Raw genomic sequence first — 13,629 nt, 5'->3', positions numbered from 1 at the left:
CTCCGTTTGGGCCGCCGCGCCGCCCCGCCCTACAGCAGGTGGTCGAACTCGCCGTCCTTCGCCCCGGCGAGGAAGGCGGCCACCTCGGCCGGCGTGTAGACGAGCGCGGGACCGTCCGGATAACGGGAGTTGCGCATCGCGATGCCTCCGTCCACGAGGGCCACCTCCACGCAGTTGCCCTCGGCGTTGCTGTGCCGACTCTTCTTCCAGCAGGCGTCCAACAAGCTGGCCTGCACTCCGTTGCGCACTGGTGGCACCGCGGTCTCCTTGCTGTTCGGGGGGAGCGGACCGGGCCGTGCCGGTCCCCGAGCGCCCCCATCCGACTTTTTTCGCGCAATTTCTCGTGCAATTGCACGCGAGCGCTCTAAGCGTGGATAATAGCTGTGGCGTCAACCCCCCGGTTGAGGTCCCGTTCTGACGTCGCATCAGGGAGATGCTGTGCCGTCACCTGCGCATCCAACGCTCCGGTCGCCCGGCGAACCCGTGTCGGAGGCAGGCGCGGCGAGCCGCCGGACAGGGCTCCCCCACTCGGCGCGAGAGGCCGTCGACCGGACCGACCGGTCGCTGTCCCCCTCCTGCAGGAGCCGTCCCGCCCTCGGCGGCGGGCCGGCCTCCGCCGTGCTGCGCGTCGCGTGCAGCCGGGAGGGATTCGCCCGGGCGCGGGTCTTCACGCGGGAGACGCTGCGCGGGTGGTCGCTCGAACACCGCGGTGACGACGCGGTCCTCGTGGTCACCGAACTGGTCTCCAACGCCGTGACGCACGCGGTGCCGTCGGCTGCGGCCGGCGTGCCGGAGGTCAGGCTCGGGCTCGCCCTGGGCCCGGCCCGGTTCACCCTGACCGTCGCCGACCCCGGGGACGACGCGCCCGTGTTCAACCCGTCCGAAGGCTCCGCACTCCGGGAGCACGGACGCGGCCTGTGCATCGTCGACGCGCTCGCGGAGGAGTGGGGCTGGGTCCCGCGTCCTCCGGCGGGCAAGACGGTCTGGGCCACGTTGTCGACCCGTCCCCTCACCTGACCCGACTGCCGCGGAAGGGCCCCACACCATGCGCAGCGCTCCGACACCCGAGCCGAGCATCCAGCGCCCCGACCGTCACGCGCCACCCGGCGCGCACCGCACCACCGCCCTGCTCGCCGGCCTGGACGGCGTGCCCTGGGGCGACATCCAGGACTCCACCGGCTCGGCGGCGGCCATTCCCCGGCTGTTGCGCAAGGTGGCCCGGGGCGACGCCGAAACCGCCCGTGCCGCCCTCGGCGACCTGCGCAAGCGCATCTGCCAGTACGGCTTCGTCGTCGAGCAGGCGACCGCCGCGACCGTGCCCTTCCTGTGGGAGCTGGCACAGCGGCCCCAGGTGAGCTGCCGGGCGCAGATCATCCAGCTGCTGAAGAACATCGCCGACGCCCGGCAGTGGGAGACCACCGCCACCGTCTACCCGAAGCTGCTCAACCACCGTGAGAACCCGGTGGCCTGGGAGCGTGCGGCCCGGCAGGCCGTCCGCGCCCGGCGGGACGGGCTGGAGCGGCTGCTGGCCGAGGACGACACCGAGATCATGCGCGCCAGCACCGAACTCGCCCGCACCCTCCGGGACTGACCCCCGCACACTCGAGGACCGAGGAGACCGGGACCCGCGCCCTCCACGGGGGAGAAGGCGCGGGTCCCCTTCTCGGCCCGCCAGGGTCTTCACCGGCCTTCCACGGTGCGGAACGGTGTGGCGTACTCCTGGCCGACGGGGTAGGAAAGCGCGGGAAGCAAGCGCTTTCCCCACTCGGTCACCAGGAGGACCACGCCGATGGCGTCGCCGCCCGAAAAGCCGCTCGACCACCGCTACCGGGGCGAGCACCCGATACGCACCCTCGTCTACCTGTTCCGCGCCGACCGTCGCCGACTGGCGGGCGCGGTCGCCGTCTTCACCGTCAAGCACAGTCCCGTCTGGCTGCTGCCCCTGATCACCGCCGCCATCATCGACACCGTGGTGCAGCACGGCCCGATCGAGGACCTGTGGGCCAGCACCGGGATCATCATGTTCATCCTGGTGGTCAACTACCCGCTGCACCTGCTGTACGTACGCCTTCTCTACGGCAGTGTGCGCCGCATGGGCACCGCATTGCGCTCCGCCTTGTGCACGCGTATGCAGCAACTCTCCATCGGCTACCACTCGCGGGTCAGTGCGGGCGTCCTGCAGGCGAAAGTCGTGCGGGACGTGGAGACGGTGGAACAGATGGTGCAGCAGACCGCCGAGACCGGCCTCGGCGCGTTCACCGTCCTCACCGGCGGTCTCGTCATCATCGCCGTGCGCACCCCCGAGTTCCTGCCCGTCTTCCTCGTCGTCGTTCCCGCCGCCTCCCTCCTCGTGGCCAGGCTCCGCGCCCGGCTGCGGACCCACAACGAACACTTCCGCCACGAGGTCGAGACCCTCTCCTCCCGGGTGACCGAGATGACCCGGCTCATCCCGGTCACCCGCGCCCACGGCCTGGAGGGCAAGGCGCTGCGCCGCATGGACGGCACCCTGGACCGGCTCCTCACCTCCGGGATGCGCCTGGACCTGGTCAACGGCCGCTTCGGTTCGCTGTCCTGGGTCGTGCTCAACGTGGTCGGGGTGCTGGTCCTCGCGGGAGCCGCGCTCATCTCCTACTACGACGTCTGGGGAGTCACCGCCGGCGACGTCGTGATGCTCAGCGCCTTCCTGACCACCCTCACCAACTCCACGACGACGCTGGCGGGCCTCGCCCCGGTCATCACCAAGGGCCTGGAGTCCGTCCGTTCGGTCGGCGAGGTGCTCCAGGCGCCCGAACTCGAGGACAACGAGGGCAAGGCGGAGCTGACCTCGCTGCGCGGAGCCGTCACCTTCGAGGGGGTCGGGCACGTCTACGAGAGCGACGGCCGGCCCGCCGTCAGCGATTTCACCCTCTCCGTCGAACCCGGTGAGACCATCGCCCTGGTGGGCGCGTCCGGCGCCGGCAAGTCCACCGTGCTCAACCTGGTGATCGGCTTCCTGCGGCCGACCTCGGGCCGGCTGCTGCTCGACGGCACCGACATGAACACCCTCGACCTGCGCACCTACCGACGCTTCGTCTCGGTGGTGCCGCAGGAGTCGATCCTGTTCGACGGCACGATCCGGGAGAACGTCGCCTACGGCATGGACGACGCCGACGAGGAGACGGTGCGCGCCGCCCTGCGCGACGCCAACGCCCTGGAGTTCGTCGACCGGCTGCCGCGGGGCCTGGACACCCTGGTCGGGGAGCACGGGGCCAGGCTGTCCGGCGGCCAGCGCCAGCGCCTCGCCATCGCCCGCGCCCTGATCCGCGACCCCCGGGTGCTGATTCTGGACGAGGCGACCTCGGCGCTGGACACCCGCTCGGAGGCGCTGGTCCAGCAGGCACTGGCCCGGCTGCTGCGCGGGCGCACCACGTTTGTCGTCGCGCACCGGCTGTCCACCGTGCGGGGCGCGGACCGGATCGTGGTGATGGGTGAGGGCCGCATCCTGGAGACCGGCACGCACGAGGAACTCCTCGCCGGAGGAGGGGCATACAGCGCACTGCACAGCGGCCAGGTCGCCTGACCGTCTCGGAGGCCGCCGATCCGTCCGCTTTCAACCGACTCGGCGACCGCTCATGATGGCGTTCGGACAGGAAAGGTCGGGATCTGGTCAATTGCGAACGCGACCGTACGTGGTGTGACTGTTTCCCCTGGGTTCGGGCATACGCAGCGAAAACCGAGAGAGGGGCGCTTCGTGCTCGAACCGGACCCGAAGGTCGTCAGGGAGTTGCTGACGCGGTACGCGTCGCTGAGGATCGCTCAGGCGGAGAGGGAAAGGCCGGAGGCGGCGCGGGAGCTGGCGGACGTCAGTTACACCCTGTGCGTGATGATGGCGACGACCGCCGTCCACGACGCGGTGGCGAGGGCGGACGCGTTGCTGCTCGCCAAGGGACGCGCGCAGGAAGTCGGCTCGTTGGACGCGGACGGGGAGAGCGGCCTGTCGCTGGCCGTGTGACACCGCCGCACCGCACGACCCGTGTCGTGGTGTGAACCGGCCGCGCCGGCCCGCACCACGACACGGTAACCGCCCCCCTGGAGCGCCCCGGCACGGTCACCGTGCTCGCGAGGCCCAGGAGCGCCACCGAGTGCGTGGGCGTCACCCCGGGCGAGGTGCTGGCGAGAATCCGTTGGAAGCTGGCGTTTCCGCCGCTGGGCGGCCGCCCGCCGGCTTCCTACCTTGGACTTCGATCACCGCACCGCCCGAACTGCCTTCCGGAGCCCGGCCCATGACCAAGATCCTGCTGTCCCTTCACGTCCTGGCGGCCATCCTCGCCGTCGGGCCCGTCACCGTCGCGGCCAGCATGTTCCCCGCGGCCGTCCGCCGGGTGCCGGTGGGCGTGACCGCCGGGGGAGGGGACGGGGCGGACACCGGGGACACGAGTACCGTCCGGCTGCTGCACCGCATCTGCCGGGTCTACGCCGCTCTCGGCATCGCGGTGCCGGTCCTCGGCTTCGCCACCGGCGCCTCGATGGGCGTCCTGGGCGACGCCTGGCTCGTCGCGTCCATCACCCTCACCGCGGCCGCCGCGGGACTCCTGGTGGCCTTCGTCCTGCCGCGCCAGGAGGAGCTCCTGGAACAGCTGACCGAACTGCGGCCCGTCGAGCGGGCCCGTACGGCCCGGCTGGCCATGTTCACCGGGGTGTTCAACCTGTTGTGGGCCACGGTGACCGTACTCATGATCGTGCGGCCCGGCTCCACCACCGGTGCCTGAAGGACCGTTCACATCCCGGCGGAATGAGCACCCCCGCGTGAACGGGCGCCTAGACTGCTCAGTCGCGCCTCCGTACGGGGGCGGACGACACGAAAGGCACGTTGACGGGTGTTCCAGGATTCCCCCATCTACGACCGACTCGTCGCCGAACGCGGTGACGTCCCCGACCAGGTGCGGCGGGACGCCGAGCGTGTGAGCAGGGAACTGGAGGTGGTCATGCGTCCCTTGCGCGCCCCGGGACACCTGCCCGGTGCCGAACGCCGGCCGTCCCCCGGCGCCGGCTGGCAGCGCACCGCCCTGCTCCCGGGCCCGCGCCCGAGCTGACGGACGGCCACGTCGCGGGAGGGCACGTGACGGGCGCACCGGCCCTCACCCGGCCGCCACCGTGCCCGGACCCTCCGTTTCCACCGGATCCGCGGCGCCGGGCCGGGCCAGCCACTCGGCGATGGTCCGGGCGATCGGCTGGCCCGTGTCCACCTCGACGAAGCCGAACTGCCCCGACTGGTTGCACTCGAGGAACCACCAGGTGCCGTCGCCATCCTCGGCGAAGTCCAGGGCGCCGTAGGCCAGCCCGGCCGCCCGCAGGTAGGCCCGGACCCCCTCGGCGACACGCGGCGGCACCTCGGCCGGGCGCCACGGTTCGCCCGACGCGGTGAAACGGACGTCCACCTCGTCGGGGCCCAGGTGCGCGAGCGTCGTCTTGCGGGCGGCCAGCAACTCCTCGCCGACCACCGTCAGCCGGATGTCGGCACGCTTGGCGACCCGGCGTTGCAGCAGCGTCGGGCCGTGGGCGACGGCGGAGAAGTCCGCCTCGGGCGGCACCCGGCTGGTCGGCACGGCCAGGGGCGGATCCTGCGGATGGGCGCCCGAGACGGGCTTGACCACCAGGTCCGGGTAGCGCTCGGCGAACTCGCGGGCCGCCCGGGGAAACGTCGTGATCAGCGTCGCCGGCACCGGCAGCCCGCACTGCTGGGCGAGACGCAGTTGCCAGGGCTTGTACCTGGCCCGGTGCGCGGCATCGGGCTGGTTCATCCAGCGCGCCCCCGAGCCGCGGAGCATGCCGTACAGCGCCTGGCCGGACTCCTCGGTCAGCCACGCGGACGGTTCGGCGGCCCTGGTGGCCGCGCCGCCCGGCCTGCGCACCCAGACGGACCGCAGCCCGCCGATGCTCACCAGACGTCCCCCCGAGGACAGATGGCCCCGGAAGGAGCCGTGCACGAACTCGCCGGACAGCGCGACGGAGTCGGTGAGGTCGGCGGGGTCCAGGCGGACCACCGGTACTCCCGACGCGTTCAGGTGCACCACCACCATGTCCGCGGTGACGTCCTCTTCACTGGTCAGGATCAACACGGTCATTCTCGGCGGCCCGTGTTCAGTCGTCGAAGTGAGTCTTCGACCCCGCGGTGGAGGTCGTGGTCCCCAGCTCTCTCAGCAGCGCGTGGTCGCAGGCGGCCACCCGCCCGTCGAGGAGCACGTTCAACTGCAGCCCGGAGTCGTAGACGTACGGAGTGGTGGCTTCCAACTCCACTGCGGGCCGTGCGTAGTTGAGCGCGAACGGTTGCATCGTCTCTCCCTAGTCGGTGCTGCGCCGATCAGCCGACGGCCCTTCACGCCGTCGTCTGGTCCGCCGACTTCCTTCGGCTTCCAGAGACTTATACGAATCGAACGGGTGATTGGTTTCCTTACGCTGCGTAGTCACCGGGCGAGCCGGTGGTCCGACGCCGTTCGACGGCTTCGCGCCGGCCGCCGATCCGGCCGCGCGTGGAGCGCAGCGCGAGCAGCAGCACACCGATGTCGTCCAGGTAGACCGGATCGGGCAACAGGTCCGCCGGCAGCACCAGGTAGAGGACGGCTCCCCAGAACACCCAGCGCGGCCCCGTGGGAAGGCCGGCCCGCCTGAGGTCCCGCCGGGTGCGGACCAGACGCACCAGCACGGCGACCGCCGCCGCGAGGACGAGCGCCGCGAGCAGCACGGTCACGACGATCACAGTGGTCGTATCCACGGACCCCTCCTCCGCGGCGCGGCACGCGCCTCATTGACCGGATGCCCGCTCCCGGCGGCCGCAAGACCGCCGGACGGGGTCTCTCATCCCTGTGGCCCACCGGAGTGGCACGGCGCGGTGGACGTGCCTAGTAATGGCAGCACACAGCGCGAGTCGCATGTCGGGGACGCAGGGCGGCCGCACCCCCATCACACGGAGAGATCATGACCACCGGCTCTTCATCAGCTCGCTCGCCCGAGTACGCCATATCCGCCTTGGACCTGCCCACCGGGGAGACGACCACGACCACCGGCACGGCACGACCGCCGGGCGCGGATCCCGGCGCCCGGCCCTCCGCGGAACGGCCCTCGCCCGAGCGGGACGGCGACATGTGGGACGTCGACCTCGACGACGCCGACCTCCCCGAACTCGAGCCCGACCCCGACCTCCCCGCTTCCGGCCCCGACGGTTCCGGCCCCCGGCAGCCCGGGCCCGGCCCCCGCGAGGCCGACGCGGACGCCGACCCGCACGCCCACGCCGACGTCCACGACGCGGCGGCGCGGGCCTACGGCGATCCCGTCGGCGACCTGGTGCGCGCCGCCGTGGCCGACCGGCCGCTGGAGGACGTCGTCGACCTGATCACGACGCTGGAGAAGTCGCCGCAGTACGCGCAGGCCACGATCGACGCGCTCCGTGCCGTCGGCGTGAACCGGTCCGTGGAGGACGTCACCCGGCTGGTGGGCCTGCTGACCCGGCCGCCGCGCCACTCGGACAGCGCGGACGAGGCGATCCGGGCCGCGGCGGAGTGCCGCTCCGTGGAGGACGTGACCCGGCTGATGGCGCTGCTGCACCGCACGCCGCTGGAACCGCACTGCGGACAGGAGGCCGTGCGGGCCGCCGCCACCGGCCGGCCGGTCGAGGAACTGGTCGAACTGATCGGCCGGCTCGCCGAGGACGGACACGTACGCCCGGAGCGGCCCGACGCCCGGCACCTGCGGGCGGCCCAGGACGCGGCCGACGAGGACGACGGACGGGAGCCCGCCGCCCGGTCGGCGGGACGCGGCGGCGCGTCCACCGGAACGGACCGCCGCGGCCGCGAACGCCGCAGGCCGCCCCGCCCGTTCCGCCGGGGACGCGACCGGGACGCCGCGGCGCGCGACGGCGGCGGGACCCGCTCGGCGCGCGACCGGGACCAGACCCGCGCCGCGCGCGACCGCGACGAGGCCCGTGCGGCTCGGCGGGCCGCCCGGGGCCCGGTGTGGCCGGCCTGGCTCACCGCCGCGGTCCTGGCCGGGTGCGGCGTGGTCTACTTCCCGCTGCACCGCGGCGACGCCTCCGCACAGGCGTACGGAGTGGCCCTCGGCCTGTCGGCGCTCTGCCTGGTGCTGGCCCTGCTGCTGACCGTGCGGTCGGCCGTACCCCTGCTGGCCGCCGCGGTAGTGGGACCGGCGGCGCTGGCCGCTGCCAAGCTCTACGGCAGCGCCACCCCCTCGGCGCGGGTGTCCCCGGTCACGGATCTCACGCTCGCCCCGACCTGGATCGCGGTCGCGGTGGCCGTGGCCGCCTCGCTCGTCGCGCTGACGGCGCTGTGCGTGCGGGTGGCCGCGCCGGCCGCCGCGCGGCGCGGGCCGGCCCGCCGTGTGGCCGTGGCGAGCCGTACCGCGGCGGACTGAGCGCCGTCCGCCCGCACACGCGTGCACGACGCGGCCCGTGCCGGACGATCGTCCGGCACGGGCCGCGGGCACTGGTGCTCAGCTTGTTCTTTATCTACCAAGATCTTCCGGGCTTGCCGATGGCCTTGAGAGTTTCGGGGCGTTTGACGGTCTTGCCGACGTCGTAGCGGGGTGCCCGGTGTCTGTTCTTGACGCCGGGTGGCCGTCCAGGGCCGGCGCCTCGGGGTTTGGGAACACGGGCCGGGCAGACGAGGTGAGCGCGGATGTTCCTGAACCCCCGGCGGACCCGGGCCGGGGTGAGCCGGTCGGATGCGGCGGGCTTCTCCCAGGGGCGGCGGAGGTCCGCAGCCAGAGGCCGGGCGAGCCGGAGCTGGGTGTGAGCCACGATCACGATCCAAGTCCAGCGGTCCGCGGCCTCGGGAGTACGGAGTTTCGGGGTGGTCCAGCCCAGGGTCTGCTTCGCGAACCGGAAGGTGTGTTCCAGGTCGAAACGGCGGAGGAATGCCTGCCAGAAGCGGTCCACGTCGTCCGGGGTGGCACTGGTCTTGGAGGACCACAACCACACTGGCGGGGCATCCCGGTCCTTCGACAGATGCTCGACCTTCAGCCGCATCAACGTCCCCTCGACCACTGGGAGTTCACCGTCGTGGTCGAGCCAGGAAGAGCGGTGGGTGAGCCGGGGGTGAACCCGGTCCCACGCCCGGGTCTCGGCCTTGCCGTAGTTGGTGGTGTCGGTGACGGTGGTGATCGCGGGCTCGGGCCAGGTCTCCGGCTTCGTGAAGCGGAACTCAGGTCCGTGCTTGGGCGGGCGGCCGTTGACGCCGTGCTTCCGCGGCGGCTTCGGCAGCCGCATCACACGGTCGGAGCGGACCCGGCCCACCAGCTCGACCGGCAGGTCGCACAGAACCCAGGCCAGGCGGGTGACGTCGTAGCCGGCATCGCTCACGACCACGATGTGCGGGTCCCCGTCCTGCCACTGACCAGCGGCGATGAGCCGCTCAACCACTTCTCTCAGCTGGGCGGCGGTGACCGCGGTCGCGTCGTCGGCAGGTCCCAGCCGGACTGCGTCCAGGATCGCGGTCCAGGATGTGGCACCCGGCTCCAGCACTGCGACGAAGGAGTAGGGCCAGCCCGGAATGAACTGCGAGGCCGTCTTCGCACGCCCGTAGACGTGGCAGAACAGCCGATCCGCCGAGCACGGCGCGTCCGACCGGAGCCACGGCGACACATCGACCGCCAGGACCAGGCGCCCGCCGTCGAAACGCGGCAGTGGCAGTCCGGCCAGCACGGCCCGCAGCCGGCCGACGTCGATCCGGCCGTGGTTCAGGCCGCCGTACATCGCTCCGTGCCCACGACGATGCTCGGGCAACAGCGTCAGGTCCACCGGGGACCTCACCGCACCGTCCGCACACAGCACGGCGTCGGCCAGTTCGAACAACTCATCCCGCCGGGCAGTCAGACACTCGTAAAACTCGCCCCGGAAGCGTGACGCTTCCGCGAACGCTTCCCTCCGGACAGCCTCAGGCAGCAGACTCACCTCACGGCCTTCGTCGTGTTCACGTGCACCTTGGTCGGAGCACATGATCAGACGAAGGCCGCCCTCACGTCCGGTGAACCCTCAGGCGAGCGAATCCGTTCGAGGGACTGTTCGAGGTCGTGGCACCATGTACGGCATGACGACCAACCGAAAGGTCCATGCCGCGTAGACGGCCAGGACGCATCCGGGCCAGCATCCCGGACCGACAGCAGTCACAGCACTCAAGGCCAGCCATCGACCGCCTCTCCTCACGAGCGTTGGCCGAGATAGTTCGCCTTGAACGCACTCGGAACTATCTCCAGCCGGGTGACACCAGCGCGGCATTGCGCCTGTGGAAGGACTACGTCCACCGCCCCGCACGCGAACTCTGGCACGACGACGAGTTCGGCAACGTGCACTGGTACTGCTGCGGCAACCCTCTCGATGGCCGTGCCCTACTCGACGACGTGATCCGAGCAATGTCACCTCGCGGAGCCCGCGAACTCCGAAAGCTCATCGAAGATCTGGACGCCTGCATGGGCCCGGCTGACCCGGCCACAGACCACCGAAGATAAAGAACAAGCTCAGTAGCTGTTTCCGATCCAAGGTTCTGGGTAGATTTGCCCCCTAGCCTGGACCGGTGTCTGAGGGTGCCGAGAGGGCCAGAGTGAGGGACTGTCCGGCTTGTGGTGAACGGCTGAGGCCGGACGCCCGGCCCGAGGCGGTGTTCTGCTCGTCGGTCTGTCGTTCCAGGCAGTGGCGCAAGGAACAGCGGCTGCGGAAGCGGTTGGCAGCTGTCCGGGACAAGGTCGGCCTGGTCGAGTGCCCCGAGTGCGGGGCCCGCTGGGTGGCGGGTGTCGACCGTCGTTCGGACGCCCGGTTCTGCTCGCGGCGCTGCGTCGTGGGGGCCTGGCGGAAGCGGAAGGATCCGTACGCGGATCGTGCACAGTGACCACTGAGCGAACGCATCCTTGGACCAGTTTCGTTCACGGAACGGTCAATTGCGGTCATTCCTTGCGATCTTCATATTTACGGTCTGACTCTCGGAAACAGATGCGGTCCCTGTCCTGTCACGGCCCGAAGTGCCGCGCCTGGGAGCGCACTTGGATGGTGAAAGCCATGTCCGAGGAGAACGAGACCATCGGCGCCGTCAGCCAGTCTCGCTACGAGCAGATCGTGGCCGAGCTGCGGGACGTCGTCGAACAGCAGACCCGCGGCCAGTTCACGATCGGGGACCGGGCCCTGGAGGTCGAACCGATGCGGCAGCGGGGCGGCGAAACCGGGGACAGCGAGTACACGGTCGAGGAATCGCTGACGCGCCTGGCCGAGGACATCGGCCTGAGGTTCTCCACGGTGAAGACGGCCAGGTGGGTGGCGTCGCGGTGGCCGAAGGAACGACGCCGTCCCGAGCTCGCGTCCTACACGGTCCACCGGTCGCTGGCGAGTATCGAGGACGAGGAGAGGCGGTTCGCGACGATCCTGACGCTCCCGGAGGGAAAGGCCCGCTGGACCAAGGACGACGCCAATCGACAGGTCGGCCAGCAGGTCGAGACGCCCATCACCCCGCAGGAGAAGGTTACCGCGATCCACTCGCTGGCCCGGGACGCCGAGGTCGCGGCTGCGGTGACCACCGACTTCCTGAAGCGTCCCCAGGTCGCGGCCAAGGTGTCCTCGGAGGACAAGGTCCGGGTGGTGGAGGAATTCACCCGCGACGAGCAGGTCGCGACGACCGCCGCGACCAGCCTGCTCCGCAGGCCGGACGTCGCGTTCAAGGCGATGAGCGATGACACCGCCCGCTTCCAGGTCAACTCTGCCCAGGCCGAGCGCAGTCGGCAAGCCCTTGACCACTTCGAGCGCTCGAACCCCGTCGCCCCGGCAGTCCGCAACATCGACCGGACGGTGGAGTTCCTTGACTTGGTGACCGCCTTCCACGCGTTCGTCGCCGCAGCTGGCCGAACCGTCCCCGGCCTGCGCGACCGCCAACTGTCGGAGGCGAACGCACCATCGTCCACCAGAACGTAGCCAAGGTGAAAGCGACTCTGGACTGGATCGAAACGGCGGTCGACACCGGCAAGGTCGACATGGACGACGAGCTCGCGGCGATCCTGCGGGGCGAGTAGTCGTGCCCCGCGCCTCCCGGCGCAAAGGGGACGCGGCCAGACGACACGCGGACACCGTCCGCTTCGTTCTGTTCGCGGCCCGCCCGGCCGGGCTGGAGTTTCACCAGCTGGTCCGTGCGAGCGCGCTCTCCCCGCACCAGGTCCGCTCCGGCCTGGCCGCGCTGAAGGACGAGGCCGCGTCCAAGGGCTGGCCTCCGCTGATCTGGAACCGTCTCGACGGCTACCAGCTCGGAGCGGAGCGGGCCGCGCTCGAAGCCTACGAGCGGCAGGTCGTGGGCGAGAAGCTGACCCAGTTCCGGCGGTTCATCACCGGCACGGTCGCCCCGCACGCCGCCGCCCACCCGAACGACAAGTGGGTACGGCACATCGTCGCCCAGCTCAACTCCATCGAATCCACCCTCGACCTCATCGCCAGCGCCTGACCGATCCACGGGGCCGACCGGCGAAGCCGGCCGGCCCCGCAGCAGGTCACAGACGGGAGGGGAAGTGCGTCAGCGCCGCTATCCGTCGGACATGACGGATGACGAGTGGGCCCTGATCGAACCGCTGCTGCCGCTGCCGGCCTGCGACACCGCCCGCGGCGGCCGGCCGGAGAAGCACCCCCGGCGCGAGATCGTCGACTCGATTCGATATGTCGTGGACACCGGCTGCAAGTGGAGGGCCCTACCCGCGGACTTCCCGCCCTGGAGGACCGTTTGGGGGTTCATGGCCCGCTGGGCTGCCCGCGGTGTCATCGGTCAGATCCGTGACGCCCTGACCCAGCGGATCCGCCGCGAGGTGGGCAAAGGCTCCAGAGCCGTCGCGACGATCATCGACTCGCAGTCAGTCAAAGCGGCATCGACCGTCGGCAAGAACTCCCGCGGTTACGATGCAGGCAAAAAGATCAATGGCCGCAAACGGCATCTCGTGGTCGACACCCGCGGCCTGCCGCTGCTGGTCATGGTCACCCCGGCCGATCTGCATGACTCCGCCGCGGCCAAGGAAGTCCTCTTCCGTCTCCGTCTCATGCACCCCGAGATCACCATCGTCTGGGCCGACCGCGCCTACGCGGGCAAGCTCATTACCTGGGCGAAGAAGCATCTGAACCTCACGATCAAGACCGTTGCCCGCCCGAAGGACTCCTCCGGGTTCGTCCTGCTGCCCCGCCGCTGGGTCGTTGAACGCTCGCTGGCATGGATGATGAACGCCCGCCGGCACGCGAGGGACTACGAACGGCTCGTCCAGCACTCCGAAACGCTGATCACCTGGGCGGCGATCACGCTGATGACCAAGCGTCTGACCCGCAACGGGGCGGGCTCCGCCTGGGCCAGCAAGCCCAGTACGTGCGCCTGAACTGGTTATTCGCCCGGCTCCGGGCCGGGCCACGCGTACAGGTCGAAGGCTGCTGATCAAGGACCGCCAGGGGCGTCTGGGTGGAGGAAGCACGGTCCGCAGCCTGTGCCTTGGCTGGCCGGGTGAACGTGCCGCTGGCCCGAGAGACCGCAAGCTCTTTTCGGGTCCGGAGCACCGGTAGCGGTCAGCTATGAGGTCGAGGAGGGCCAGTGTGCTTGCACGCCCGTCGTGTCCGAGCTCATCCACCGTCCGCGGTCC

At 70.9% G+C, this 13,629-nt stretch carries 14 protein-coding genes and 1 pseudogene; 10 read left to right on the top strand and 5 right to left on the bottom strand.

All coding sequences use genetic code 11. From position 1 onward, the window contains the following. Positions 1-29: 29 nt before the first annotated feature. Entirely contained in the window at positions 30-257 is a 228-nt protein-coding gene (locus NI25_RS02165) for a DUF397 domain-containing protein (protein ID WP_061440777.1), read from the bottom strand. A gap of 226 nt (positions 258-483) precedes the next feature. Between NI25_RS02165 and NI25_RS02160 the strand changes: the two genes are divergently transcribed. The 6 genes from NI25_RS02160 (at position 484) to NI25_RS02135 (ending at position 5,072) form a co-directional block, all read left to right on the top strand. Next, positions 484-1,017 carry an ATP-binding protein gene (locus NI25_RS02160; RefSeq protein WP_404963937.1) on the top strand — a complete coding sequence of 178 codons (534 nt, stop codon included), beginning with the start codon at positions 484-486 and terminating at the stop codon, positions 1,015-1,017. Between the two features lie 28 nt (positions 1,018-1,045). Continuing rightward, positions 1,046-1,591 carry a hypothetical protein gene (locus NI25_RS02155; protein ID WP_061440775.1) on the top strand — a complete coding sequence of 182 codons (546 nt, stop codon included), beginning with the start codon at positions 1,046-1,048 and terminating at the stop codon, positions 1,589-1,591. A 198-nt stretch (positions 1,592-1,789) separates the two neighbouring features. Next, positions 1,790-3,559: an ABC transporter ATP-binding protein gene (locus NI25_RS02150; protein WP_061440774.1), complete on the top strand. Its 1,770-nt coding sequence runs from the start codon at positions 1,790-1,792 to the stop codon at positions 3,557-3,559. Between the two features lie 171 nt (positions 3,560-3,730). Further along, a complete protein-coding gene (locus tag NI25_RS02145) occupies positions 3,731-3,991 on the top strand; it encodes a DUF5133 domain-containing protein (protein WP_061440773.1) in 261 nt (86 codons plus the stop codon). 271 nt (positions 3,992-4,262) lie between these two features. Further along, positions 4,263-4,748 carry a hypothetical protein gene (locus NI25_RS02140; protein ID WP_061440772.1) on the top strand — a complete coding sequence of 162 codons (486 nt, stop codon included), beginning with the start codon at positions 4,263-4,265 and terminating at the stop codon, positions 4,746-4,748. Positions 4,749-4,856: 108 nt separating this feature from the next. Then, a complete protein-coding gene (locus NI25_RS02135; protein WP_061440771.1) occupies positions 4,857-5,072 on the top strand; it encodes a hypothetical protein in 216 nt (71 codons plus the stop codon). 45 nt (positions 5,073-5,117) lie between these two features. Here the strand turns inward: NI25_RS02135 and tgmB are convergent, their stop codons facing one another. The 3 genes from tgmB to NI25_RS02120 all read right to left on the bottom strand — a co-directional run bounded on the left by tgmB (position 5,118) and on the right by NI25_RS02120 (position 6,751). Further along, complete coding sequence (tgmB, locus tag NI25_RS02130; RefSeq protein ID WP_061440770.1) at positions 5,118-6,104, bottom strand: ATP-grasp ribosomal peptide maturase; 987 nt, start codon at positions 6,102-6,104, stop codon at positions 5,118-5,120. Between the two features lie 16 nt (positions 6,105-6,120). Next, a complete protein-coding gene (tgmA, locus tag NI25_RS02125; RefSeq protein WP_003978169.1) occupies positions 6,121-6,312 on the bottom strand; it encodes a putative ATP-grasp-modified RiPP in 192 nt (63 codons plus the stop codon). Positions 6,313-6,430: 118 nt separating this feature from the next. Continuing rightward, positions 6,431-6,751: a YkvA family protein gene (locus NI25_RS02120; RefSeq protein ID WP_061440769.1), complete on the bottom strand. Its 321-nt coding sequence runs from the start codon at positions 6,749-6,751 to the stop codon at positions 6,431-6,433. A 203-nt stretch (positions 6,752-6,954) separates the two neighbouring features. Here NI25_RS02120 and NI25_RS02115 point away from each other — a divergent pair, with 203 nt between their 5' ends. Continuing rightward, positions 6,955-8,403 (top strand): hypothetical protein, encoded by a 1,449-nt coding sequence (locus NI25_RS02115; RefSeq protein WP_107071595.1) that lies wholly within the window; start codon positions 6,955-6,957, stop codon positions 8,401-8,403. Between the two features lie 94 nt (positions 8,404-8,497). Here the strand turns inward: NI25_RS02115 and NI25_RS02110 are convergent, their stop codons facing one another. Continuing rightward, complete coding sequence (locus NI25_RS02110; RefSeq protein WP_061440448.1) at positions 8,498-9,985, bottom strand: NF041680 family putative transposase; 1,488 nt, start codon at positions 9,983-9,985, stop codon at positions 8,498-8,500. 1,053 nt (positions 9,986-11,038) lie between these two features. Between NI25_RS02110 and NI25_RS02105 the strand changes: the two are divergent. From NI25_RS02105 to NI25_RS02095, 3 genes and pseudogenes are all read left to right on the top strand, one after another. Next, positions 11,039-12,039, top strand: a pseudogene (locus NI25_RS02105) (DUF6192 family protein). Positions 12,040-12,041: 2 nt separating this feature from the next. Continuing rightward, positions 12,042-12,461 (top strand): hypothetical protein, encoded by a 420-nt coding sequence (locus NI25_RS02100; RefSeq protein WP_061440768.1) that lies wholly within the window; start codon positions 12,042-12,044, stop codon positions 12,459-12,461. A 64-nt stretch (positions 12,462-12,525) separates the two neighbouring features. Continuing rightward, positions 12,526-13,371, top strand: a complete 846-nt coding sequence (locus NI25_RS02095; protein ID WP_061440767.1) for an IS5 family transposase — start codon at positions 12,526-12,528, stop codon at positions 13,369-13,371. The last annotated feature ends 258 nt before the right edge of the window (positions 13,372-13,629 follow it).

Source organism: Streptomyces sp. CCM_MD2014 (assembly GCF_000772045.1).
Lineage (GTDB): Bacteria > Actinomycetota > Actinomycetes > Streptomycetales > Streptomycetaceae > Streptomyces > Streptomyces salinarius.
The sequence above is the reverse complement of the archived record's forward strand: the minus strand, read 5'-3'. Positions and strand labels throughout refer to the sequence as shown.

Excerpts from the sequence above, each read along its gene's own strand:
- NI25_RS02155 (WP_061440775.1), top strand. The coding sequence starts at position 1,046 with ATGCGCAGCGCTCCGACACCCGAGCCGAGCATCCAGCGCCCCGACCGT.
- NI25_RS02150 (WP_061440774.1), top strand. The coding sequence starts at position 1,790 with ATGGCGTCGCCGCCCGAAAAGCCGCTCGACCACCGCTACCGGGGCGAG.
- NI25_RS02140 (WP_061440772.1), top strand. The coding sequence starts at position 4,263 with ATGACCAAGATCCTGCTGTCCCTTCACGTCCTGGCGGCCATCCTCGCC.
- tgmB (WP_061440770.1), bottom strand. The coding sequence starts at position 6,104 with ATGACCGTGTTGATCCTGACCAGTGAAGAGGACGTCACCGCGGACATG.
- tgmA (WP_003978169.1), bottom strand. The coding sequence starts at position 6,312 with ATGCAACCGTTCGCGCTCAACTACGCACGGCCCGCAGTGGAGTTGGAA.
- NI25_RS02115 (WP_107071595.1), top strand. The coding sequence starts at position 6,955 with ATGACCACCGGCTCTTCATCAGCTCGCTCGCCCGAGTACGCCATATCC.
- NI25_RS02110 (WP_061440448.1), bottom strand. The coding sequence starts at position 9,985 with ATGTGCTCCGACCAAGGTGCACGTGAACACGACGAAGGCCGTGAGGTG.